This is a genomic window from Streptomyces camelliae, assembly GCF_027625935.1.
GTDB classification, from domain to species: Bacteria; Actinomycetota; Actinomycetes; order Streptomycetales; family Streptomycetaceae; genus Streptomyces; species Streptomyces camelliae.
Genome location: NZ_CP115300.1, coordinates 2,483,165 through 2,507,518 on the forward strand (window position 1 = coordinate 2,483,165; position 24,354 = coordinate 2,507,518).

The window sequence follows — 24,354 nt, forward strand, 5'->3', positions numbered from 1 at the left end:
CCTGACTCTTCTTCCCTCGGCTCTTCACCCCATCAGGTGATTCACCGCGTGGGCGGCCTCACCAGCCCCTTGCTGTAGGCGTAACGCACCGCCTGTGCTCGGTCCTTGAGACCCGTCTTGGCGAAGAGGTTGTTGATGTGCGTCTTCACGGTCGCCGTCGACACATGCAGCCTGCGGGCGATCTCCTGGTTGCTGAGCCCGTCGGCGATCAGCAGCAGGACCTCGGTCTCACGCGCGGTCAGTCCGTCGGGCGGCGTCTCGGGCCCCATGGCCGGGCCGGGCTCGGCCGGGGCGGGCTCGGGCTGGGACAGTCGCTCCAGCAGCCGGCGCTGCACGCTCGGCGACAGCCCCGCGTCCCCCGACAGCACGCTCTGCACGGCGCGCACGATCTCGTCGCCGCCGGCGTCCTTGGTCAGATAGCCCCGGGCGCCGGCGCGCAGCGCGGGGAACAGCGACTCGTCGTCCGCGTACGTGGTGAGCACCACGACCTGGGTCCGGGGGTGCTGCGACCGGATCCGCCGGGTGGCCTCCACACCGTCGCAGCGGGGCATCCTGAGGTCCATCAGTACGACGTCCGGGTCGAGTTCCTCGACCAGTTGCACCGCCTCCTCGCCGTCTCCCGCCGCACCGACGACCTCCACGCCCGGCAGCAGCCCGAGCAGCATCACGATGCCTTCGCGGACCACGGTCTGATCGTCGGCGACGACCACCCGCGCGGGCTTCTTCTCCCCCTCCGTCTCGGTCATACCGGCACCTTCAGCGTCACCACGAACCCCTCCTCGTCCGGCCCCGCGTCCAGCGAACCGCCCAGCAGCTCGGCGCGCTCACGCATACCCAGCAGACCGTACCCGCCTCCGGATCTCGTCAGTTCGCCCGGCAGCCCGCCCGAGTCCCGGACGTTCAGCGTCACTTCGTGGTCGCTGTAGTCGAGGCGCAGCTGCACTTTGGCGCCCTGGGCGTGTTTACGGACGTTGGTGAGCGCCTCCTGCGCGACCCGGCGCACCGCCTGGGAGGCCTCGGCCGACAGGGGTCTGCGCTCACCCGTGACAGTGACCTCCGCGCCGTCGGTCCCAGTGACGAGTTCGCTCAGGAACTCCTCCAGCGGGGTCAGTTCGCCCCGCAGCGCGGACAGTGCCTGCCGGGTCTCCGCGAGCCCGTCGCGGGCCATTCCGCGTGCGGCCACCACCCGCTCCAGGATCCGGTCGCGATCGGCACCGTTCTCGATCAGCAGCCGGGCCGCCTCCAGATGCACGAGCTGCGCCGAGAGGCTGTGGGCCAGGACATCGTGGATCTCGCGCGCGATCCGGGCCCGCTCGGCCAGCGCCGCGGACTCGGCCTCCGCGGCCCGGGCGGCCCGCTCCTGGGCGAGGAGCCGCTGCGCGTTGCCGCGGGCTTCCGCGTCCAGGCGCAGGACGTATCCGGCGAGGGCCATGCCCGCCACCGTGGCGGCCGTGGTCAACCAGACGTCGTTGTTGAACGCGGAGTACGAGGCCAGCGCCACAGACGTCACGGGCAGGGCCACCGCGAGCGGCAGCCGCTCCAGGGCGCTGATCCCGCAGCCGCACCAGATCACCAGGGCCGGTCCTCTGAACCCCGTGGCCTCGGCGGCGACCGCGATGGCCAGGAGCACGCTCATCAGCGCCAGGGAGGGGACCAGCCGGTGCTGGTAGGTGGTCCGGAAGAAGGCCCAGGAGACGACACCGGCGAGGAGGACCGTCGCTGCCGCTGCGAGCGCCCCCCAGATTCCGACGTGCCTCTGGCTGAACGCCGCCCACAGGAGCAGGGCGAGCACAAGGAGTCTGACGGCCCAGGCGAGCATCCGCCGGGGCCGGCTGATTCCCGCTCGGCCGAGCGCCTCTCGCGACGGCCAGCGGGTCCAGGCGTTGTCCGTCACGCGCGCTCCTTCCAGGCCTGCCGCATGCCGTCACCGTACGCCGCTGCGGGACGGGTCGCGGTGCCGAGGGACCGGGCCCGCCAGACCAGGATGCCGCCGCGGACCAGCAGGGTGCCGGCGAGGCCGAGCATCAGGGCAGAGCTGTTCTGGTGCAGGCCCAGGGCGGAGCTGAGGGCGTAGACACCGATCCGCAGGGTGATGCCCACGACCCACACCGCGCCGCTCGCTTTGGTGCTCTTGGTCCACACGACGCCGTCCTCAGCCGTCCAGATGCGAGTCGTCCAGGCCCAGCCGGCTCCGGTGGCGAGACCGATGAGCACCTCCAGTGCGAGCAGTGCGGCGGACTCCGTGCGGTGGTGGGCATCGAGGATGCCGGGCTCGCGCAGCGCGACGACGGCCAGGATCACCGGGATAAGCCACCAGCGCCGGTCGGTGTTGATCGCGCGGGCGCGGAACTGCCGCACGATCACTATGGCGACCACGGCCACAATCGCCAGCGCGTTGACCAGCCCGGACATCAGAGCCTCCGTGAGCGAGAAGGTGGTGCCGGAGCAGGCGCTGCCGGCACCTTCGAAGCTACGGAAATCCGCAGCTCCGCAGATCGGAGCGGAGGTGGATCACGGGTGGAAACCTGGGGCGGCGCATCTCCACCCACGGGTGTAGAGGCTCGTCGGGCGTGGGGGTCTCGTCGTGCGGGGGAGGTGCGACGGAGACGCGGGGGGCAGGGCGCTGTCCGGTGCCGCAACCGGCGAGGCAGGCTGCGACGCCGGGCCACCGTGGGAGAGACGGCGAGGCGGGGTTCAGGGCTCGGACGCGGGCCGGAGTCAGGGGATGGTGGTTGGGAACCATGGCCGGGCGGGGGCCGGTGGCGAGCTTCGTGGGACGGTGGCCGGGCATGGAGGCGGGAGCCGGTGCGGCGGAACATGGTTGACCGGGAGGCGAGCGGCTCTGAGCGGTGCGACGTCGACCGACCCGGGGGCGGCCCCTCCGACTGCCTGCCGAAAGGCGCGCGGCACCGGCCAACCGGTGGCGGAGGAAGCGCCTCGCCCTGCTGGGACGTGGCGGCAGGACACGGCCGGCCGGAGGCGATCGGCCAGAGCGGGATGTGGCAAGGGTCGGCCGGACGCTGCGGCGGCGCGCAGGTGAGGGAGGCGACGGCGGCCGGCTAGGCAGACACCGCCCTCACCGCTCGCGCCGTCAGGCCGGATGACCGGCGAGCTGCCGTCTCCGTCGCGGGTCATGCACTCGGCCTCCGGCGTCAGTCCGGCACACGCCCCCGACGGCCGCCGTAAGTCTGATTCCGCACTCGATCAGCGCCACCAGAGCCACGCACCCGACCGCCACGGCCGACGGGCATGCAGGCACCCGGCCACTGTCACCCAAGCAGGGACGCACCACCGTCATCGGCCGGGACGTACACCGAACCGCAACCGCACGCCCGGGACGCCTGCCCGACCAGCCACCGCCGGCCCAGGCGCGTGCACCCCACTCCCTCCCTGAACCAGCCATCCTCTGCACATCACCGAGCCGGCCGCCGACAGGGTCGGCCGTCCTCGCCCGCTCCCATATCCGTCGCCCGCCTCCGTAACGGGGGCACACCCCGCGGGCCGAAGCCCAGCGCAGCGGTTACGCGTCGATGCGGGACCGGTCCAGCGTCGCCGCCGAGCTGGAGATGAACTCCTTGCGGGGTGCCACGTCGTTGCCCATCAGCAGGTCGAAGACCTGTTCCGCGGCCTCCAGGTCGGAGAGGTTGATCCGGCGCAGCGTACGGTGGCGTGGGTCCATCGTGGTCTCGGCCAGCTGGTCGGCGTCCATCTCGCCCAGACCCTTGTAGCGCTGGATGGAGTCCTTGTACCGGATGCCCTTGCTCTGGAACTCCATGAGCTTGTCGCGCAGCTCGCGGTCGGAGTACGTGTAGACGTACTTGTCCTGGCCCTTCTTGGGCTGGACGATCTCGATCCGGTGCAGCGGCGGCACCGCGGCGAAGACCCGGCCGGCCTCGACCATCGGGCGCATGTAGCGCTGGAAGAGCGTGAGCAGCAGGCAGCGGATGTGGGAGCCGTCCACATCGGCGTCGGTCATCATGATGATCTTGCCGTAGCGGGCCTGGTCGATGTCGAAGGTGCGGCCCGAGCCCGCTCCTATGACTTGGATGATTGCGCCGCACTCGGCGTTCTTGAGCATGTCGGTCACCGATGACCGCTGCACGTTGAGGATCTTGCCCCGGATCGGCAGCAGGGCCTGGAACTCGGAGTTCCGCGCCAGCTTCGCCGTACCGAGCGCGGAGTCGCCTTCGACGATGAACAGCTCGCTGCGGTCCACGTCGTCGCTGCGGCAGTCGGCGAGCTTCGCCGGCAGGGACGAGGACTCCAGGGCCGTCTTCCGCCGCTGGGCGTCCTTGTGCTGGCGGGCCGCGACGCGCGTACGGGCGGCGGCCACGACCTTCTCCATGACGACCCGGGCCTGTGCCGCGGCGTCACGCTTGGCTGCGGTCAGGAACGCCTTCAGTTCCTTGGTGACCACGTTGTTCACGATGCGGCGGGCCGCCGAGGTGCCGAGGACCTCCTTGGTCTGGCCCTCGAACTGCGGCTCGGCCAGGCGCACGGTGACGACCGCGGTGAGGCCCTCCAGGGCGTCGTCCTTGACGATGTTGTCCTCGGCCACGCGCAGCATCTTCTTGGTGCGCAGCACATCGTTCAGCGTCTGGGTGAGGGCCTGCTCGAAGCCGGCCACATGGGTGCCGCCCTTGGGGGTGGCGATGATGTTGACGAAGGACCGGACCGTCGTGTCGTAGCCCGTGCCCCAGCGCAGCGCGATGTCCACGCCGAGTTCGCGGGTGACCTCGGTGGGGGTCATCTGGCCGTGCTCGTCCAGGACCGGAACCGTCTCCTTGAAGGTGCCCTGACCCGAGAAGCGGAGGACATCACAGACCGGCTTGTCGTTCGCCAGGAACTCGCAGAACTCGCTGATGCCGCCGTCGAAGCGGAAGGACTCCTCACCCTTGCTTCCGCCCTCGCCCAGGCCGAACTCGTCGCGGACGACGATCGTCAGGCCCGGCACCAGGAAGGCGGTCTGCCGGGCGCGCTGGTGCAGCGTGTCCAGGGAGAGCTTGGCGTCCTTGAGGAAGATCTGCCGGTCTGCCCAGTACCGCACGCGCGTGCCGCTGCGGGTCCTGGGGACCTTCTTGGTCTTGCGCAGGCCGCTCTTGGCCTCGAACTTCGCGTCGGCGCCGTCGGCGGCGAAGGCGCCCGGCACACCGCGCCGGAAGCTGATCGCGTGCGTGTGGCCGCCCCGGTCGACCTCGACGTCCAGTCGGGCGGAGAGGGCGTTGACCACGGAGGCACCGACGCCGTGCAGACCGCCGGAGGCGGCGTACGAGCCGCCGCCGAACTTGCCGCCGGCGTGCAGCTTGGTCATGACGACCTCGACGCCGGACAGGCCGGTCCTGGGCTCCACGTCCACGGGGATGCCCCGGCCGTTGTCGCGCACCTCCACGGAGCCGTCGTCGTGGAGGATCACCTCGATGTGGTCGCAGACACCCGCGAGGGCCTCGTCCACGGAGTTGTCGATGATCTCCCACAGGCAGTGCATCAGGCCGCGGCTGTCGGTCGAGCCGATGTACATGCCCGGGCGCTTGCGCACGGCTTCGAGGCCCTCAAGAACGAGCAGGTGCCGCGCGGTGTAGTTGGAGCCGTCCCGGTCTGCTCCTGCCAGCAGCGCTGTGGACGGCACGGACGTATCGGCGGTCACGCGGTTCGCTCCTCGCTGAATTTCAGTTGGCCCCCTCTGGGGTAAGGGGGTGGCTTCGGTCGCCGCTCAGAGGGTACCGAGGCCTGGTAGAGCCGGTGTAACGCCACCCTCGTCGCAAACTCAGACTAGTCCAGGCTCGTATGCATGTTCGATCCCTCGTTGGAGTGAAGCACACATCACGTTCCCTTGGAGGCATGAACCATTTAGGCTCCGGGCACGTCCTCATGAACAACCGGCAACCCGGCCGGGAGGACCGAGACACAACACTGCGCGAAACCGTAAGCACATAAGAGACGCACTACGGCACATTCGCCGCCAACCGGCAGCAGACAGCCGCCCCGGAAGATTTTTTCGAGGAAAAGCCACGAGCGGGAACGTTTTCGGGCTGGTTGGATGTTGACCCTGGTACGACAGCTCGTCGAGCTAGAGAAGAGGCGACGTGACTACTGTTCTGACCCCCGCGAGCCCGCTGACGGCCGCCGATCGCTGCGACCGCTGCGGCGCCCAGGCATACCTGCGCGTCGTCCTGCTGAGCGGCGGAGAACTGCTCTTCTGCGCCCACCACGGTCGCAAGTTCGAGCCGGAACTCAAGAAGATCGCCGCTGAGATACAGGACGAGACGGAACGACTGACGACCGTTCCGAACACCGCTTCCGACGAAGAGCGCTGAATCTCGCACACACGACGAGCCAGCCCCGGCACAGGCCGGGTGTAACGGGCGGCCGCGCCCGCCCCGGGAGCGGCCGCCCGTACGCATGCCCCACACTCGTCCCGCGTGAGCCCTCAGGACCGCCCGTGGAGCCGCGTGCGGTCGCCTGCGGCGGCGTTCAGCGCTCGTACGACCTCAGAGACGCGCGTGTAGACCCCGGGGCTTCCTGGACGGCCACAGCCGTTCCCCCACGACACGAGCCCGATCAGCCGCCCCGCGGCCACCAGAGGGCCGCCGCTGTCGCCCTGACAGGCATCCGGGCCGCCGATGGCCTCCCCGGCACAGAGCATGCTGGCCGCCAGGTAGCTGCCCTGGGGACCGCCCGGGTAGGCGCGGGCACAGAGGTCGTCGGACAGCACACGCATGCGTGCGGCGTGCAGCCCACGCGCGTAGGCACCACCGCCGGTCGTGTCGCCCCATCCGTAGACCAGAGCCTCGGTGCCCGGCGCATAGGCGGGATCGCCCACACCGGCCATGGTGACGACTGCGCTCTGCGGCAGCGGCTTGGCGAGGGTGAGGACGGCGAAGTCACCGGCATTGGTCCCGCTGTCGTACCCCGGATTGACCCGGGTGTCACTCACGGCGATCTCCTCGCCCTCACCCGACAGCAGATCCGTACGGCCCGCGATCACCTTGAGGTCGCGCATCCGGTTCGGCGGCGCTCCCAGGACATCGTCGCCGAGGCAGTGGGCCGCAGTGAGCACCGCGGTCCGCGCGACCGCCACGCCGCCGCAGAACTGGCCGGCCCGTGTACCCCCGAACCGGTCACGACTGGACAGCGCGACCGTCCACGGAGCCTGGGTGACATCTACCGGAAACCCTCCGACCACCACGTTGTCGGCGCTCACGGGGGCCGCGCCCACCAGGGGTATGACGGTCGTGGCGGCCACCAGGGCCAGCGGCCGGATCAGTGCCCGGACAACGGAGCGGCGCATACGGGTCCTCACTCTCAGCTTGATTCGGAACACCCAGAGTGATCCACGGCGCGGCGGCGCGCAGCACGAAGGCCCGGCCCCGCACCTTCCCTTCCAGAGCGTGTATCGAAAGTGGATCGTGGGTGATGAATGATCACGGTTCATGGCGCGGGGAGATCTCGCGGATGCACAGTGGGCGGTGTTGGAGCCGTTGATGCCGACGGGGAGGAAGGCAGGGCGGCCGCCCATCTGGTCCCGGCGGCAGCTCATCGACGGCATACGGTTCCGGGTCCCTCTACCGGTGTTCCATGGAGGGACGTCCCTGTTCAGTGCGGTCCGTGGGGCCGGATCTACGACCTGTTCCGTCGAGGGCAGCGAGACGGCACCTGACACCAGGTCCTCACGGGGCTGCAGTCCCTGGTCGATACGGAGGGCGCGATCACATGGGATTTGCGTGTTGACTCCACGGTGTGCCGCGCTCATCAGCGTGCGGCCAGGCGCGAAAACGGAGTGACCTGCAGAAAGAACCACCCGGCGGCGCATTCACCGAGCGCCGTGATCACGGGCTGGGACGTTCGCGCGGAGCGGCGGGTTCACCACCAAGCTGCACCTGGCCGTCGAGCAGGGACAAAAGCCCATGCCCATCGTGATCGCCGCAGGACAGCGCGGGGACTCGCCGCAGTTCGGACCCGTGCTGGATGAGGTCCGCGCGCCCCGCATCGGGTCGGGCCGACCACGCGTCCGGCCCGATCACAAGAGGGCTGGCAAGGCGTACACTTCCCGCAGAAACCGTGCCTACCTGCGCCGACGCGGCATCCGTTGCACCATCCCGGACAAGGCCGACCAGGCACGTAACCGCAAGAAGCTGGGCTCTCGCGGCGGCCGGCCGCCCAGATACGACGCTGAGGACTACTGCGGTCGAGTGCGGCATCAACCGACTTAAAAGGCACAGGGCAGTGGCCAGCCACGAGGTACGACGAGCTCTCCGTCCACTACGAGGCGACGGGGTTGCGTCGCAGCCGTGAACGAGTGGCTGTGACCAGCACCGTCGCAACGGCCCTCAGACGACGTCGAATTCGTTGCCCTCGGGGTCCTGCATGGCGGCGGCGTAGAGCCCCACGTCCGACTCATCCTTGATCCGCAGCACGGTGGCACCAGCTTTGACCAGCCGTTCCACCGTGGCCTTGACCCGCTGTGTGCGGACGTCCAGTGGGACGTCACGGCCCCCACCGACCTTCAGGTCGAAGTGCCACCGGTTCTTGGCGACCTTCGGCTCCGGAACCTGCTGGAACCACACCCTCGGTCCACGTCCCGCGGGATCGATGATCGACTCCGGAATATCCCCGGCACCGGCCGGCAACTCTGCTTCGGGCACCCCCACCGCCGCCCAGTAAGCACGCCACGTGGCGTGCCCGCCCGGCGGAGGCTCAGGCACGTAGCCCAGGGCCTCGGCCCAGAAAGTCACCATTCTCTGCGGATCGGAGCAGTCGATCGTCAGCTGCACTGTCATCTCCATGCTCGGAGCATCCCAGGCAGGTCTGACAGACGATCCACTTTCGCAACAGGCCCTATGCGGTAGCCGCAACACCCCAGTGCAGGGGATGCGATGGACTTCAAGATCCGGGAGTTGCGGACCGTGGCTCGGGGACGCAAGAAGCTGCTGCGTGAGCGGGAGGCATACTTCCAGCTCATGCAGCAGAGCCTGAGCAACATCAAGGCATGCCGGATCGTCGGTATCAATCCGAAGACCGGCCGACGATGGCGCAACAGGCGCAACGCCGACCGTAAGCAGAAGGCGGCACCTCCTCTTCGATCGGCGGTGCCGCCTTCTGACGCACTCCGGTACCTGCGCGAGGACGACCGGATCTACCTAGCCGACCGGCTGCGGGAGAAGGCCACGATCCGCGCGACAGCCGCTGAACCGGGCCGTAGCCCGTCCACCGTCAGGAGGGGATACGCCGCAACCGGCACTCGGACGACGGGCAGTACCGCCCGCGCGCCGCCCAGGCCCGGGCCGATGCGCGCCGCCCACGCCCCAAGCACGGAAAGATCGGCCAGAACCCCGAACGGCGCACCTTCGTCCAGAACCACCTGGACCTATGGTGGAGCCCTGTGCAGATCTGCCAGGCTCTGCGCGCTCGCTTCCCCGACCGGCCCACAATGCACGTGGTCCACGAGACCGTCTACCAGGGCCTCTACGCCCAGGGCCGCGGTGAACTGCGCCACGAACTCGCCACAGCTCCACGCACGGGCCGCGTGCGGCGCAAGCCCCGCCGTCAGGCTCAGCAGCGCCGGCCCCGCTTCCGCGCCCCCATGGTGATGATCAGCGAGCGCCGCACCACCCACTACGCGATGCTGCTGCACCCGCCGAACGGCCGGGGCACCGAGTCGGTCCGCGACGCCCTGATGGAAACAGCGCAGACGCTGTCGGCGAATCTGAAGCGGCCCCTGACCTGGGACCAGGGCAGCGAGATGGGAAGGCACCACGAGTTCACCGTCGCGACCGACGTCCCGGTCCGCTTCTGCGACCCTGCCGGCTCCTGGCAGCGCAGTTCGAAGGAGAACACGAACGGGCTGCTGCAGCAGTACCTCCCCAAGGGAACCGACCAGTCCGTTCACACCCGTGAGCACCTGGACGCCGTCGCCGCCGGGCTCAACGGCCGTCCACGCAAAACGCTCGGCTGGGAAACCCCAGCCGAGCGCCTGCATAAACTGCTCGCGGCCTGATCAACACGGCCACGTATGACAACGCCCCCTAGAAACTGCCACGGGGAACCGGGCCTTCGGCGTCGTAGGGATACGGCCTAGTCGAGGTAGTCGCGCAGCACCTGCGAACGCGACGGGTGACGCAGCTTCGACATGGTCTTGGACTCGATCTGACGGATGCGCTCACGCGTCACGCCGTACACCTTGCCGATCTCGTCGAGGGTCTTCGGCTGACCGTCGGTGAGACCGAACCGCATGGAGACGACGCCGGCCTCGCGTTCGGACAGGGTGTCCAGAACGGAGTGCAGCTGCTCCTGCAGGAGCGTGAAGCTGACGGCGTCGGCGGGGACGACGGCCTCGGAGTCCTCGATGAGGTCACCGAACTCGCTGTCGCCGTCCTCACCCAGCGGGGTGTGCAGCGAGATGGGCTCGCGGCCGTACTTCTGGACCTCGATGACCTTCTCCGGGGTCATGTCGAGCTCCTTGGCCAGCTCCTCCGGGGTGGGCTCGCGGCCCAGGTCCTGGAGCATCTGGCGCTGCACGCGCGCGAGCTTGTTGATGACCTCGACCATGTGCACCGGGATACGGATGGTGCGGGCCTGGTCGGCCATGGCGCGGGTGATCGCCTGACGGATCCACCAGGTGGCGTACGTGGAGAACTTGTAGCCCTTGGTGTAGTCGAACTTCTCCACCGCGCGGATCAGACCGAGGTTGCCCTCCTGGATGAGGTCCAGGAACAGCATGCCGCGGCCTGTGTAGCGCTTGGCCAGGGAGACCACCAGACGGAGGTTGGCCTCCAGGAGGTGGTTCTTGGCGCGGCGGCCGTCTTCGGCGATGATCTCCAGCTCGCGCTTGAGCTTCGGCGCCAGCTTGTCGGCGTTGGCCAGCTTGTCCTCGGCGAACAGGCCCGCCTCGATGCGCTTGGCCAGCTCGACCTCCTGCTCGGCGTTGAGCAGGGGGACCTTGCCGATCTGCTTCAGGTAGTCCTTGACCGGGTCGGCCGTGGCGCCGGCCGCTGCGACCTGCTGTGCGGGCGCGTCGTCCTCGTCCTCGTCGGACAGGACGAAGCCGGCGCTCTCGGCACCCTCGGGCTCGTCGCCGACCTTGGTGTCCTCAAGAACCTCGTCCTCAAGAAGCTCGACGTCGTCCTTCTTGGCCGTGGTCTTCTTGGCGACCGCCTTCTTCGCGACGGTCTTCTTGGCGACCGCCTTCTTGGCGGTCGTCTTCTTTGCGGCAGCCTTCTTGGCGGATGCGGCTTCCTCGGCGGAATCGGCTGCGACCGGGGCGGCGGGTGTCGCCGGGGCGGCCGTGGTGGCGGTGGCCTTCCTGGTCGTCACCGTCTTCGCCGCGACCGTCTTGGTGGCGGTGCGCTTGGCCGGACTCTTCGCTGCGACGCTCTTGCGGGTGCGCTTGGGCTCTGCGGCACTGACCATCAGCGTCACACCCTCTTCCTCAAGAATCTGGTTGAGGCTGCGCAGTACGTTCTTCCACTGAGTGGCCGGAATCTGGTCAGCTTCGAAGGCCCGACGCACATCGTCGCCGGCGATCTGCCCCTCAGCCTTTCCCCGCTCAATGAGAGCCATGACAGAGACGGACTCGGCGATCTCCGGCGGGAGCGTACGGGATGTGCTGGCCGACACGAACAACCTCTCGGAACGTTGGAAAACGGCTTCCGGCACCGTCCACTGCGGACAGGAGCCGACCACCGGCCGGGGGATGGGCCGACGGCGCGGGCGGGGCCGGGAAGATGCACAGCGCCTGTCTTGGCGTCCGTATTCCCTCCGCGGCTGTCACCTCTTAGGTCATCGCGCTGTCTCCACGAGCGTTACGCCCAATCTGCGTGGCCCGAGTCACACCCCGTAAGCGGTCAAAAGCGGTCAGATACAGGCAGAAGAGATCACACTCCGGCTCGCCCCCCGGTCACCCACAGGAAAGACGGCGGTACGTCGCACCGCCGGACCCCGCCGGATCCTGTGCGAACCGGCGGGGTCCGGCGGCGGCCGGTACCCGAGCCCGGCGCCGCCGCGAAACCCGCGAGAACCACGCTGACGCCGCACACCGGCGACCGCACCGCTTCGCCGCGAGGTCAGTGCTCGCGCGGGGCGGGCACCACACGCTCGACCTCGGGGTGGACCGTCAGCAGTTGGCGCATGGCCGCCTCCGCCGCCGCGCCGTCGCCGGTGCCGAGGGCGTCGACGATCCGCGCGTGCTGCGCGAGGGACGCCTCGTTCGGCCGGTCACACCCCGTGACCGGGCCGCCGGACACCTGGAGGGCGGCCGAGACGATCCCGGAGAGGTGTTCCAGCATGCGGTTGCCGGCAATCTGGATGAGCAGCCCATGGAACTCGTTGTCGGCACGCGAATAGGTCAGCGCGTCGCCCTGCGCCATGGCGTGGCTCATGATCTCGACCATGTCACACAGGCGCTGCTGCACCTCCTCGCGCCCGTGCCCGGCGGCCAGGCGGGCGGCGAGCGGTTCGATCGTCCAGCGCAGTTCGCTCAGCTCGCGCCGCTGGTCGTCGCGCTGCGGCCCGAAGGCCCGCCATTCGATGATGTCCGGGTCCAGCAGGTTCCAGTCACTGACGGGACGTACGCGCGTGCCGACGTTCGGGCGGGCGCTGACCAGGCCCTTGGCCTCAAGGACACGGAGGGACTCGCGGACGACGGTGCGGGAGACCTCGAAGCGCTGGCCGATCTCCTCGGGGACCAGCGGGCGGTCCGCACCCAGGTCGCCCGAGACGATCATCTGCCCCAGCTGCTGAACGAGTTGGCCGTGCAGCCCGCGTCCGCGGCTGCCCGCGGCACGCCTGCCGACACGGCCCAGTTCGGGGTCCGCGCTCTCCCAGGAGGGCGCTCCGACGCGATCGGCCACCGGGGCCTCGGCGTAGGGGTAGCGGTCGAGTTCGCCCGGGCCGGCCAGACCGGAGTCGGCGGAGCGGGCGGCGGTCATCATGGTGTGCGCAAGGGTACTCACGGAACCTTTGTCGGCGCCCTCTCCAACTCCCTTGAGGTCTTTGGTGAAAAGCACACGAAAGGGTGATCGCTCACCCCGTCGCAATTGACGCCTTATCGGAAAGAAATGGGCTTTCTGCGGGAAGTTGTGTACACAGCGAGATCGGAAGTGGACGCACGGTCCTCACCGGAACCTGGTACGCAGCGTCGTGACGAGATACGCGCACAGAAGGGCCGCCAGCGACAACGCCATTGCGCTGCCTGCTGGTTGAGCGAGCACCCGCACCAGTCCGAGCAGGTAGCGCTGCCCTCCGAAGGGCCATTGCAGCAGGAACACCTCCCGCATCCGCTCCGGAAATCCGGCCGCCATGCGCAGAGCGGGATCGCGCATCGCCTCATACATGGCAGGGAGGACGAGAACGGGTACGGCGAGTACGGCGGCCAGGCCCCCCGCGGTGGACCGGAAGACACCGGCCGCCAGAACACCGGCCCAGGAGCAGCCGACGACGAGCCCGAACCAACTCGCGCCCAGCGAAAGCCAGTCCGCGGGAACTTGGGCCAGCTCCCGCCCGTAGAAGAGGTAGAGCACTTCGGCGTCGCAGCCCAGGGTGAGGAAGGCGAGCAGCGCCGCGGTGGCCCCGCTGACGAGGAGTTTCGCGGTCAGCAGCCCCAGCCGGCGGGGCACGGTGCCGCGGTCCGCCGCGAGGGCGGGGTGGCGGAACTCGTCCCCGAAAGCCAGCGCCCCGAGCAGCCCCGCCGCGAGCGCCGCGGGCGGCAGCGGCAGCTCCCGCGGCCAGGCCGCGAACAGCCGCGCCTGCGGGGTGTGCCCGAGCCGCGCGAGGAGTACGGCGGTGACCGCGGACAGCGCCAGCGCGGCACCGCAGGTGAGGAAGCCGACACCGATTCCGGTGGCGCGCCGGATCTCGTAGCGCAGGGGGCGAAGGGGGCTGGGAGCGGAGCGGACGGAGATGGGCGGCGGGAGGGCGTCGAGGGCCGGGGCGGTGCCGGGGCGGACGGTGCGGGCATTCCGTGCCTGACGGGTTCCGGAAGTCCTCGCACCGGGGAGGCGGGCGCGGAGCGCGGAGATGCCGGCTGCGGAGACACTCGCTGCCGGGGGGCTCGTGCTGCCGGCCTGCGCGTCCTGAGCCGCCGCGACCATGCCGTGGGCGGCGTCGGCATCCGTCGAGCCGGCGGTCCTGCCATCGGCACCCGCGAGCATCTCCGCGGCGGCCCCTCCCTCGCCTTCACCGGCGTCGTCGTCGCCGGCGGACGTCACGACGCCGCGCGCCGCCCCGCCAGCCTCGGGAATCATGCCACCCGGCGGCCCGCCGCCCGCGCTCTGGGCGTCGTGGGGCGTCGGCACGCGCCCCGCCGCCGGTCGGGGATCGGGGGCTTCCCCTGGCGACAGCCGCTCTCCCACGGCTGTCGGCGCCCGCTCCGCCGACGCGAGAGCGGACACGGTCCGCGCATGCTCGCCGGTGGAAGAACCGGACACGGCAGGCTCCTGGGCCGCAGCGTCTGCTTCCACGCGCTCCCGCTTCTTGGCCGGGAAACCCGTCGGCACGGCATCCGGTTCTCCTGCCGCGACGCCGGACGGCGTGGCGTTCGGCGTCGCGGGCGAGAAGCCGAACGCCACGGTGGCCTTCTCCGGCGCGGGCGAGCCGGGCTCCGGGGAACGTGACTCGGTCAGGGACGAGCAGGGCACAAAGGAGCCCGGATCCGACGCCAGAGCGATCGACTCCGCAGTCGGCGGGCCGGACGCTGCGCTCTCCGGCTCCGCCGCCGACGTACCGGACGGCCCGCGCTCGTGCCGCCCCCGCGGCTCGCTCGCCGCGGCGTCGCCGGTCTCCGCCGACGAGCTGCCGCGCTCGGCACCGGACCCCGGCCCCATGTCGCCGACCTCATCGGCGAGTTGGTGGACGAGGACGCCGTGGCGAAAGGCCGTCTCGCCGACATCGGCGGTCGTGGAGCCATACACCGAGAGGCGGTTGCCGTCCTCCCGTACGACCTCCACGGAGCGGCGCGCGGTACGGGCCTCCTTGGTGAGCAGCGCCGCGAGGCGGCCCGCATGGGGGCTGCGGACGGCGACGCGCGGGCGCAGCCGCGTGCGGGCGAACTCCCTGACGTCCTGGTCGGCCACGAGCCGGCCTCCGTCGAGGGTGACGACCCGATCAGCCGCACGTGCGGCCTCCTTGGGATCGGCCGTGGTGAAGAGCACCGTGCCGCCCTGCTGGGCGTGGGCGCGCAGCATGCCGTGGAACCACTGCGCCTCGCGGGTGGAGAGGCCGTCGGCGGGTTCGTCCAGCACGAGGGTATGCGGGTCCGGCAGCAGAGCGCAGGCCAGGCCGAGCCTGCGGTCCATGCCGCACGAGAGCATGCCGAGACGCTCCTCTCGGAGGCTGACGAGCCCCACGACTTCGAGAACCTCGTCGGCGCGTCTCGCGGGTACGCCCGAGGCCGCGCACAGCATCCGCAAATGGCCGCGGACGGAGCGGGCCGGGTGCCCCGGTACGTCGCCGAGGAGCACGCCGACCTCTCGCGACGGATGGGCGATCCGATGCAGGGGCCGCCCCCTGAAGTAGGTGATGCCGCGCCCCTGTTGAAGTTCGAGCATCAGTCGGAGCGCAGTCGACTTGCCCGCGCCGGCGCCTCCGAGGAGCGCGGTGACCCGTCCGGCACGCGCTTCGAAGGAGACGTCGTCGACGGCCGGCGGGTGCGCCTTGCGGGAATTGCTGGTCAGTCCGAAGGCCTGGATCACCTGCAGCAAGATAGCGCGCTATGTCTGGTTTTTCGGGTATCACCGGATACGCTCCCGCGCGTACTGCGGTTCAGCCTGGTTCAACATCCGCCGTTCGACGGAACCGGGGCCGGAGGAACGGGCGGTCGGTCCTCCCGCCGCCCGGCCTGCCCACCGCCGCGCCTCTCAGACCTCGGGGCGCAGCATCGGAGGGTTGAGCAGAGTGGCCCCTCCGGCCCGGAAGAGCTGCGCTGGCCGCCCGCCCTGGCGCGTGGTCGTACCTCCCGTGGGGACGAGGAACCCGGGCGTTCCGGTGACCTTGCGGTGGAAGTTGCGGGGATCGAGGGCCACCCCCCACACCGCCTCGTACACCCGGCGCAGCTCACCCACGGTGAACTCGGGCGGGCAGAACGCGGTGGCCAGCGACGAGTACTCGATCTTGGACCGGGCCCGCTCGACCCCGTCGGCGAGAATCTGGGCGTGGTCGAAGGCGAGCGGCGCCACCGGCTCGCCGTCGCGGCCGTAACCGCCCTGCTCAAGGAGCTCCTCGACCGGTGCCCAGCGAGCATTGCTCGCGTCGCCCCCCGCGCGGGGGGCGGGCAGGTCTGGCGCGAGGGCGAGGTGCGCGACGCTGACCACCCGCATGCGCGGGTCCCGCTCGGGGTCGCCGTAGGTCGCGAGCTGCTCAAGGTGGGCTCCGTTGTCCTGGGCCGGGGCCGCCGGGTCATGCGCCCTCAGCCCGGTCTCCTCTTCGAGCTCGCGCGCCGCCGCCTGGGACAGGTCCTCGTCGGCCCGTACGAAGCCCCCGGGCAGTGCCCATCGCCCCTGGAAGGGAGGCTCGCCCCTGCGTACCGCCAGCGCGCACAGGGCGTGACGGCGCACGGTCAGCACGACCAGGTCCACGGTGACGGCGAAGGGCGGAAATGCTGACGGGTCGTAGGGCATGCGGCGATCATAGTCGTCTTCCTGACGATAAACACTCCCTTCGTCGGCCGCATCGGTGGTGGTTCCGCTTCGTAGCGTTATGGGGCGCAGGGTCGGCTCCGTTTCTTCGTTCGATCACGTCGTACGAGGTCACACTCCCAGTTGCAGTCCGTCCGCCGCCTCCTCGACCATGGCGAGGCCCAGCCGGCTGATGCGCACGGCGAAGGGAGCGCCGGCGAGGCGCAGCCCGGTGAGACCGACTTCGCCGAGCGGCGCGCTGCGTACGGGGCACAAGGTGACCGTACGGGCCGGGGTGTCGGGGCGGATGCCCGCGAGAGCGGTGAGCATCATGATCGCGGACGCCGCGGCGGTGGCCGCCGGCCGGCAGGCCGCGGGATGCGGAAGGGGCGCACTGCCGGCGGAACGCTGCTCGCCGCCGAACATCTCCGGCAGGCGGTGCCCGAAGTGCTCCGCCGCTGCCAGCAGGCCTCTCAGCAGGCCCCCGGCTTCCCTCTCGTAGCCGGCGGCGGCCAGTCCGGTGACCGCGAGCGCGGTCTCGTGGACCCGCACGGCACCGCTCCGGTGACCGAACGGATTGTGCCCCGCCTCCTTGGCGCCGAGACCGCGCAGCCCCCAGCCCGCGTCCATGGCGGGGGTGCCGAGCAGTCGGGCGAGATGTTCGGTCTGGACCCGGTCGAGGAGGCCCGGGGCGAGCCGCCCGGAACCCAGCAGACCGGTGTCGAGCAGGTGCACAGCGGCGGAGCCCAGGTGCGGTATGGGCCGGCCGTCCGATGCCAGGGCCGCGGCCGGGCGGCCGCCGCCGCGGTCCTCGACCCAGAAGTCCGCCCGGAAGGCCGTCCGCAGGGAGTGGGCCCAGTGGCGTAACTCGGTGCCGCCAGTCCGGTCGTAGGCGTCGAGGAGATCGGCGCCGAGCAGGGCCGCGCGATATGCGTGGGCCTGCGTCTCGCAGCGGACCGGGCCGGCGGGCTGCGGGTCGGGGAGGTAGGTGCCGTCGCCGACGGTGGTCCGCAACCAGGTGAGACACCGTTCGGCAGCCGGCAGCAGTTCTCTCGTCTCCTGCTCCGGGAGCCCCCATCGGCGGGCCTCGGCGAGCAGGACGGGGAAGAGCAGTGTGGCCTCCGTGCCCGTGCAGCCCGGCGGGAGGAGCGGGCCGGCGTCGCGGCGCGGCCCGGGGATCATGCCGGCCCGTGGATCCCTGCGCGGGAGCTGTGTACGGGCCAGGGTGCGCAGTGTGCCCGCGGCGAGCCGGGTGCCGAGGGGCAGGGTCATGCGGGCGGCGGCGAGGGCCTCGGCGGGCGCCATCCCGCAGCGCCAAGGCGCGCCTGCGGCCAGGTAGATGTCGGCGGGGTGGTCGGGGTCCCGCAGGAGGAGGGCCTGGAGGTCGGCGACGGCCGCGTGGAGCAGCGGGGCCACCCGGGGATCGTCGCCCGTTGCCCGGGCGGGGGCGAGCGAGCCGGTCGCGGTCTGTCCCGCGGCGCGCAGGAGGCCCGCGCCGTCGAGCCGTACCCGGAGTTCCACGGTGACCGTTCCGCCTGGTGGCAGGTCCACTTCCCAGCGCAGCAGTCCGGCGGACGCCAGGGCGTCGGAGGGCTGGGGGTCGGCGGTGACACTGGCGGCGATGCCGGCCGTGGCCCAGCGCAGGCCCGAGTCGTGGACGGTGGCCGGAAGCTCGGGGCCCGCCCTGCCGGAGGCGATGGCGCCGAGCTCCGCGAGATCCGTACCGAGGGCGACCTCGACGGGGAGCCTCAGCGGTCGCGCGGCGGCGTTGCGGAGGGTGATCCGCTCGGTGCCCTCGGCGCGCCGCGTTCGCTCCACCATGACATCCGGATCGGGGCCCGCCGCCGGGGATACGCGCAGTGTCCCGACGAAGCGGGCGCTGTCGGCCCCGGTCATCCTTGCCTGCACGGCGAGCGGCTCCCGTCCGGCCACGCGGATCTGACACCGGGAGAGCAGGCGCCGACCGCCTCGGTAGAACCCGTCCAGCCCCCGGCCGGCCAGCTGTCCCTGATCGCCCGAGATGGCGAGGCCGGGCAGGGCGACGCAGATCAACGCGTCGTGGGTGGAGGGCAGTTCGGGCACCGGACGGCCGACTGCCGCGGTGCGGGACGGCGGAGGCGCTGCGGATCGACGGGCGGGGTGATGAGCTGAGGGCGGAGCCCCGGCGTTGCCGTGTGGAGCCCCGCCGTGGCATGCCGGGGAAGCCGACCGTGAGTCCGGGAACGGCGGCCGTACGACGGTGGCCTCGGTTGCCGTCGCGGCGGCACCGTCCCGCTGAAACCGCTCGGGCCGGTCCCACGGCGGCCGCTCGACATCGGCGGCGGAGGGCGGCGTCGGCTGCTGGGGCATGGGATGGCTTCTTCTGCTCTCGGTGCGCCTCGGTCGCGCTGGGCGGCCGATGGGGCGCCCCGGGGGACAACGGTCGTAGGGCGGCTGGGCCTGTTCAGGCGTTCCGCCACTCAGGTGAACGGAGGGGGCCTCGTCCGGGTCACGGTCCGCGTCGGGGAGTCCGACCGAATGGCGGCGCGCCGGAATCGGGCAGGTGCCGTTCAGTACAGTCGAGATCCCGTGCCACCGGTCGCGCGGTGCGCCCCGGCATGCTCCCGGAGCATGCCGGTACGACCGACGCGCAAGGTCGCCCAGGCGGCTCAGAATCCCACCAGCACTGGCACCTGCACCGACAGCACGGTGGCGCCGCCTACCGGGCGCAAGCGGACGCGCAGGGGATCGTCGCGCACGCAGGTTCCAGGAGTGTGCGCGTCGTCCCGCCGTCTTCATCGGAGCGCCGCGCGTCTTCGTCGTGCCGGCTTGCTCGACCAGGGACAAGGCGCTCATTCCTCCCCTTCGGGCTCATGAACGCCGCTCCCCGACGGAGTGGCACTGACGGAACCCCGGTCCGATGCACGCGCGCGCGTGCCGCCGGGACCGCGGGTGGCGGGGCGCGAGGGCTCAGTCGCCGACGGCCGGGGGTGGGAGCCGGACGGCCCCCGCCGTCCACCCGCCGTCCGGGCCGCCCGAGGTGCGCGACGACCGTCACTGCCGTCCGCGGAGCGCACGCGGCGCCTCCGGCGCGCGCCCGTGCCTGGCTCCGCTTCGGCGACCTGGTCGTCCGCCCGCGCACTCGCTCCGGGCATCGCACCGTCGTCAGCCGGAGACTCGGTCCGTGCCGAGTCCGCCGCCCGATCCGATGGTTGCTTTGTCTCCGGCCGCGCACGCCCCGTGCGGTCCTCGCGCAGACAGCGGCGAATCCCCTCGGGGTCGAGCCCTTCGTTGCAGGCCTGGTGCAGCAGACGCGCGAACAGATAGTCGGGATCAGCGCCCAGGGCCATGGCCAGTGCCTCGCGTGCCTCCAGCTCGTCGCCCGTCGACCAGGCAACCCAGCCGGCCAGGGTCAGCGGAGCCGCCGCATGTTCGCCGTAGGAACCGACGCAGCGGCGGGCCACGGCGCGCCAGAGCCGGAGAGCCGGGCCGGCCTCCTCGCCCTCCATCCAGGCGGCCGCCCGGTCGCGGGTCGTGCGGTCCTGGAGTCCGAGGATGAGCCTGGCGGCCTCGTCGTGTGCGAGCATCCCGTCGTCACGCAGGTCCGCCGGATGCGTGCCGGACACGGGTACCGCCTCGGCGAAGCGGCGCATGATCCGCTCGGCGAGGGCGAGGGTCTCCTCGGCCACGTCCGGGCGGGACGCCTCGTCGAGGATGCGGGGCACCAGGGTCATGCCCGCCGCGTCCAGCGCGACCTCCTGCTCCACGGCCTCGGAGGTCTCCCAGGGCTGCAGCCGGGCCCGCAGCTCCCTGAGCGTGCCGCGCACCTGGATGCCGGCGTAGGTGGCCGCGGCGGCCAGCACGGAGGTGCCGGGAAGGCCCATCGGCGAGCCGTCCTCGGGGCAGCAGCCCTCGATCGGGCAGCAGTACGACCAGTACCGGCCGTCCGAGATGCACAGCGCCTCGATGACCGGCACGTCGAGGTCGCCGCACTGGGTGCGCAGCAGCTGGGCCAGTCGGCCGAGCCGTCGCTTGACGTCCCGGCCGGACTCGCCCGGGCCCGGTTCCTGGCAGACGTAGGCCACCATCTGTTCCGGTCGCGAGCCTCGCCGCTCACTGCCCCTGACCAGTCCCTGGGCCAGCTGGCGGGCGGCCGCCTCCCAGTCCTCCTCACTCGCGGGGATGCCGAGCCTGGCCCGACCGCCGAACCGGCCGCGGCCTTCACGGTCGTGGAGGGCGACCAGCACCATGCTGTCCTCCGGGCGGTATCCGAGCAGGTAGGGCAGGGCGTCGGCCAGCTCGGCGGGGGTGCGCAGCGTGACCTGTGTGTCGTGCGCGGACAGTCCAGTGAACGGCTCCTGTCCGGAGATGTCGCTGTTGTCGAAGGGTCCGATGGTTTCGCCGTGATTCGTCATGCGGAGACCATCTCGCGGATCTTGAGATTCTGCTTGAACCTGTGGATAAGTCGAATCAGGGACACGACAAGACCGTCGCGGTTGTCCACAGCCTCGGCCCGCGGCCCGCCCGATTGTCGGTCCCGTCCTGTTGTATGGAGCGCATGGAACACACGAGCAACGCGGATCTCCGGGCCCAGGCGGACGCCGTCCTCGCCCGGCTCGTCGGGGATGCCACGGGCGGGGCCCGGCTGCGCGAGGACCAGTGGCGCGCGATCGAGGCGCTGGTCGCGGACCGGCGCCGGGCCCTGGTCGTGCAGCGCACGGGGTGGGGCAAGTCCGCGGTGTATTTCGTGGCCACCTCGCTGCTGCGGGCCAGAGGAAGCGGACCCACGGTGATCGTCTCGCCCTTGCTCGCGCTCATGCGCAATCAGGTAGAGGCAGCGGCCCGGGCCGGTATCCACGCCCGGACCATCAATTCCGCGAACACCGAGGAGTGGGACGCCGTCCAGGCCGAGATCGCGGCCGGTGAGGTCGACGTCCTGCTCGTGAGCCCGGAGCGGCTGAACAACCCCGACTTCCGTGACCAGGTCCTGCCCAAGCTCGCCGCCGCGACCGGCCTGCTGGTCGTGGACGAGGCCCACTGCATCTCCGACTGGGGCCATGACTTCCGTCCCGACTACCGGCGGCTGCGCACCATGCTGGGCGAACTGCCGCCCGGTGTGCCCGTGCTGGCCACCACAGCCACGGCCAACGCCCGGGTGACCGCGGATGTCGCCGAGCAGCTCGGCACGGGCGGCTCGTCGGACGCGCTGGTGCTGCGCGGGCCGCTGGACCGGGAGAGCCTCAGCCTCGGGGTGCTGCGGCTGCCGGACGCCGCGCACAGGATGGCCTGGCTCGCCGACCATCTCGACGACCTGCCGGGCTCCGGCATCATCTACACCCTCACCGTCGCCGCGGCGGAGGAGGTCGCAGCCTTTCTGCGGCAGCGCGGGCACACCGTCGCCTCGTACACGGGCAAGACGGAGAACGCCGAACGGCAGCAGGCCGAGGACGACCTGATCGCCAACCGGGTCAAGGCTCTGGTCGCCACCTCCGCGCTGGGCATGGGCTTCGACAAGCCGGACCTGGGTTTCGTGGTCCACCTCGGCTCCCCCTCCTCCCCCATCGCCTACTACCAGCAGGTCGGCCGGGCCGGCCGCGGTGTGGAGCACGCCGAGGTGCTGCTGCTGCCCGGCACGGAGGACGAGGCGATCTGGCAGTACTTCGCCTCTCTCGCCTTCCCCTCCGAGGAACTGGTCCGGCGCACCCTGGACGTCCTCGCCCGGGCGGAGGGACCGCTGTCGCTGCCCGCGCTGGAACCACTGGTCGAACTGCGCCGCTCCCGGCTGGAGACCATGCTGAAGGTCCTCGACGTGGATGGTGCCGTCCACCGCGTCAAGGGGGGCTGGATTGCGACCGGACAGCCTTGGTCGTACGACGCCGAGCGCTACGACTGGGTGACCCGGCAGCGCGCGGCCGAGCAGCAGGCGATGCGCGCCTACGCTTCCACCACCACCTGCCGGATGGAGTTCCTGCAGCGTCAGCTGGACGACGAGGGCGCCAGGCCCTGCGGCCGCTGCGACAACTGCGCGGGGCCGCGCTTCACCGCCGACGCCTCTGCGACGGCGGTGGCCGCCGCGCGCAGCGACCTCGGCCGCGCCGGGGTCGAGGTGGAACCCCGCCGCATGTGGCCGACCGGGCTCCCGGCCATCGGCATCGCGCTCAAGGGGCGCATTCCGGCCGGCGAACAGGCCTTGCCGGGGCGGGCGTTGGGTCGACTTTCGGACATCGGCTGGGGCAACCGGCTGCGGCCGCTCCTCGCGCCCCAGGCGCCCGACAGCGCTGTGCCGGACGACGTGGCACAGGCTGTGGTGGGCGTCCTGGCCGACTGGGCGAAGGGCCCTGGAGGCTGGGCTCCCGGTGTGTCCGACGCCCGGCCCCGGCCCGTGGGGGTCGTCACCATCGCCTCGCTCTCCCGGCCCCGGCTGATCCACTCCCTGGGCGCCCGGATCGCCGAGGTGGGGCGGCTTCCCCTGCTCGGCTCCGTGGAGTACGCCGGGGACGTGCCGCGGCCGCCGCGCAGCAACAGCGCCCAGCGGCTGAAGGCCCTCGACGGCGCGCTGACGGTGCCGCCCGACCTGGCGTCGGCGCTCGCCGAGGCGCACGGACCGGTGCTGCTGATCGATGACTTCACCGAGACGGGCTGGACCCTCGCGGTCGCGGCGCGTCTGCTCGTAAAGTCCGGCGCGCGGGGGGTGTTGCCACTGGTCCTGGCCGTCCAGGGCTGACCGCACGTCCAGCCGCGAGGACGGGGCGCACCGCGGCTGGGACACCTCAGGCGTCAGCAGCCAAAGCATTGGGTAGGGATATAAGCCACACACCCCCCGATAACAGTCGGCGACCCCAATTGCTCGTTGCCGCATCCCAGTTCGACAGGAAGAATTGAGGTCCGCTCCCCGCACGGCTCGCTCGTGATCTGGTTGGGCTTTGCTGCGGTGCGCGCTCCCCAATCCGACCTCGCCCGCAGTGTGGGCGCGTAGCCGAAGGGAGGAACGTGACCTTCGGATTCGCCTCGTCCTCGGCGGCCTCGTTGTCGACGTCCGCGTCCGCCGTTTCCGCCAGTCGCCTGCTTGAGCCGGCCGAATGGGCCGCCGCCGGAATCCCTCTGCTGCGCAACCCCCGTGAGGTCGTCAGCGGGTTGCATGCCCGGCACCATCCGAAGCCGTCCACGGCGATCGTGGCGGTGCTGGATCCCGACGAGCGGCTGTGCGCCAGCGCGTCGTTCACCCGTAGACCGGCCCCGGCCGACGGGTGGATGTTCCGCAACGCGCTGCTCGCCCAGCTGCGCCGGGTCATCCCGCACGACCTGCGGCGCCGTACACCCGTGCGCACGGCCGTACTGCTGTACTGCCGTGAGGGCGATGCGCGCTGGACGGAGGAGGACGGCGCCTGGATGTGGGGCCTGCGTGACGCCTGCACGCTGCACGGCCTGCGCTGTGGGGCGTACATCACGCTGACCCACGACGGCTGGCAGGTGCTCGGTGAGGGGCGCGGCGGACGCCGACCCAACGCCGACTCCCCGCCGGAGCCCTTCGCCCTGTCGGAGACCCCGCCGCTCGCGCCGCGCACCGGCGGGCCGGTCTCCGAGGTCCTGCGCCGGGCAGCGGCGCGCTGAAGGCAACGGCATCGGGCCCAGGCCATACGCCTCGACCGCATGCGCCGCCCGACGCCGGCCACCGGGGACAAGCAGACGGCAGACCGCGCACGGGCCGGCCGGCGCCCCCGACGCCCACACCCGCCGGAGGCCGCTCCTTGCACCCCTGACCGGCGGCTGA

The 24,354-nt window shown here is 71.3% G+C and carries 15 protein-coding genes and 2 pseudogenes; 5 read left to right on the top strand and 12 right to left on the bottom strand.

The genetic code is table 11. The features are described 5' to 3' along the window. Positions 1–41: 41 nt before the first annotated feature. The 4 genes from O1G22_RS11205 to O1G22_RS11220 form a co-directional block, all read right to left on the bottom strand. Positions 42–746, bottom strand: coding sequence for a response regulator transcription factor (locus O1G22_RS11205; protein WP_270081229.1), 705 nt, complete (start codon positions 744–746; stop codon positions 42–44). After that, positions 743–1,894, bottom strand: coding sequence for a sensor histidine kinase (locus O1G22_RS11210; protein WP_270081230.1), 1,152 nt, complete (start codon positions 1,892–1,894; stop codon positions 743–745). Before O1G22_RS11210 ends, O1G22_RS11205 begins: the two co-directional genes overlap by 4 nt. Further along, positions 1,891–2,412, bottom strand: coding sequence for a DUF1453 domain-containing protein (locus O1G22_RS11215; RefSeq protein ID WP_270081231.1), 522 nt, complete (start codon positions 2,410–2,412; stop codon positions 1,891–1,893). Before O1G22_RS11215 ends, O1G22_RS11210 begins: the two co-directional genes overlap by 4 nt. Positions 2,413–3,520: 1,108 nt before the next feature. Then, on the bottom strand, positions 3,521–5,644 hold the full coding sequence (locus tag O1G22_RS11220; RefSeq protein ID WP_270081232.1) for a DNA gyrase/topoisomerase IV subunit B: 2,124 nt from the start codon (positions 5,642–5,644) through the stop codon (positions 3,521–3,523). A 439-nt stretch (positions 5,645–6,083) separates the two neighbouring features. On the opposite strand from O1G22_RS11220, the gene O1G22_RS11225 reads away from it, so the two are divergent. Continuing rightward, entirely contained in the window at positions 6,084–6,314 is a 231-nt protein-coding gene (locus O1G22_RS11225) for a DUF7455 domain-containing protein (RefSeq protein ID WP_189955823.1), read from the top strand. A gap of 113 nt (positions 6,315–6,427) precedes the next feature. Here the strand turns inward: O1G22_RS11225 and O1G22_RS11230 are convergent, their stop codons facing one another. Continuing rightward, on the bottom strand, positions 6,428–7,288 hold the full coding sequence (locus O1G22_RS11230; RefSeq protein WP_270081233.1) for a serine protease: 861 nt from the start codon (positions 7,286–7,288) through the stop codon (positions 6,428–6,430). A gap of 142 nt (positions 7,289–7,430) precedes the next feature. Between O1G22_RS11230 and O1G22_RS11235 the strand changes: the two are divergent. Next, positions 7,431–8,292: pseudogene (locus O1G22_RS11235) on the top strand (IS5 family transposase). 35 nt (positions 8,293–8,327) lie between these two features. Here O1G22_RS11235 and O1G22_RS11240 read toward each other — a convergent pair. Next, on the bottom strand, positions 8,328–8,783 hold the full coding sequence (locus O1G22_RS11240; RefSeq protein ID WP_270081234.1) for a VOC family protein: 456 nt from the start codon (positions 8,781–8,783) through the stop codon (positions 8,328–8,330). A 90-nt stretch (positions 8,784–8,873) separates the two neighbouring features. Here O1G22_RS11240 and O1G22_RS11245 point away from each other — a divergent pair. After that, positions 8,874–9,994, top strand: a pseudogene (locus O1G22_RS11245) (IS30 family transposase). Between the two features lie 77 nt (positions 9,995–10,071). Here O1G22_RS11245 and O1G22_RS11250 read toward each other — a convergent pair. From O1G22_RS11250 to O1G22_RS11275, 6 genes are all read right to left on the bottom strand, one after another. Further along, on the bottom strand, positions 10,072–11,613 hold the full coding sequence (locus O1G22_RS11250) for an RNA polymerase sigma factor (RefSeq protein WP_270081235.1): 1,542 nt from the start codon (positions 11,611–11,613) through the stop codon (positions 10,072–10,074). 446 nt (positions 11,614–12,059) lie between these two features. After that, entirely contained in the window at positions 12,060–12,947 is an 888-nt protein-coding gene (locus tag O1G22_RS11255; RefSeq protein WP_270081236.1) for a FadR/GntR family transcriptional regulator, read from the bottom strand. 162 nt (positions 12,948–13,109) lie between these two features. Continuing rightward, the gene (locus O1G22_RS11260; protein WP_270086387.1) at positions 13,110–15,683 is read right to left on the bottom strand and encodes an ATP-binding cassette domain-containing protein; all 2,574 of its coding nucleotides are present in this window, start codon (positions 15,681–15,683) and stop codon (positions 13,110–13,112) included. Positions 15,684–15,848: 165 nt separating this feature from the next. Then, the gene (locus tag O1G22_RS11265) at positions 15,849–16,607 is read right to left on the bottom strand and encodes an NUDIX hydrolase (RefSeq protein WP_270081237.1); all 759 of its coding nucleotides are present in this window, start codon (positions 16,605–16,607) and stop codon (positions 15,849–15,851) included. A 129-nt stretch (positions 16,608–16,736) separates the two neighbouring features. Then, on the bottom strand, positions 16,737–18,686 hold the full coding sequence (locus O1G22_RS11270; protein ID WP_333492480.1) for a glycogen debranching N-terminal domain-containing protein: 1,950 nt from the start codon (positions 18,684–18,686) through the stop codon (positions 16,737–16,739). Positions 18,687–19,435: 749 nt separating this feature from the next. After that, positions 19,436–20,998, bottom strand: a complete 1,563-nt coding sequence (locus tag O1G22_RS11275) for a DUF4192 domain-containing protein (protein WP_270081239.1) — start codon at positions 20,996–20,998, stop codon at positions 19,436–19,438. 143 nt (positions 20,999–21,141) lie between these two features. Between O1G22_RS11275 and O1G22_RS11280 the strand changes: the two genes are divergently transcribed. Then, entirely contained in the window at positions 21,142–23,307 is a 2,166-nt protein-coding gene (locus O1G22_RS11280; protein WP_270081240.1) for a RecQ family ATP-dependent DNA helicase, read from the top strand. A gap of 266 nt (positions 23,308–23,573) precedes the next feature. Further along, positions 23,574–24,194 carry a hypothetical protein gene (locus O1G22_RS11285; protein ID WP_270081241.1) on the top strand — a complete coding sequence of 207 codons (621 nt, stop codon included), beginning with the start codon at positions 23,574–23,576 and terminating at the stop codon, positions 24,192–24,194. The last annotated feature ends 160 nt before the right edge of the window (positions 24,195–24,354 follow it).

What these genes read in the sequence shown, in the direction of transcription:
- O1G22_RS11205 (WP_270081229.1), bottom strand. Translation starts at nt 746, where the DNA reads ATGACCGAGACGGAGGGGGAGAAGAAGCCCGCGCGGGTGGTCGTCGCC.
- O1G22_RS11215 (WP_270081231.1), bottom strand. Translation starts at nt 2,412, where the DNA reads ATGTCCGGGCTGGTCAACGCGCTGGCGATTGTGGCCGTGGTCGCCATA.
- O1G22_RS11230 (WP_270081233.1), bottom strand. Translation starts at nt 7,288, where the DNA reads ATGCGCCGCTCCGTTGTCCGGGCACTGATCCGGCCGCTGGCCCTGGTG.
- O1G22_RS11240 (WP_270081234.1), bottom strand. Translation starts at nt 8,783, where the DNA reads ATGGAGATGACAGTGCAGCTGACGATCGACTGCTCCGATCCGCAGAGA.
- O1G22_RS11265 (WP_270081237.1), bottom strand. Translation starts at nt 16,607, where the DNA reads ATGCCCTACGACCCGTCAGCATTTCCGCCCTTCGCCGTCACCGTGGAC.
- O1G22_RS11275 (WP_270081239.1), bottom strand. Translation starts at nt 20,998, where the DNA reads ATGACGAATCACGGCGAAACCATCGGACCCTTCGACAACAGCGACATC.
- O1G22_RS11280 (WP_270081240.1), top strand. Translation starts at nt 21,142, where the DNA reads ATGGAACACACGAGCAACGCGGATCTCCGGGCCCAGGCGGACGCCGTC.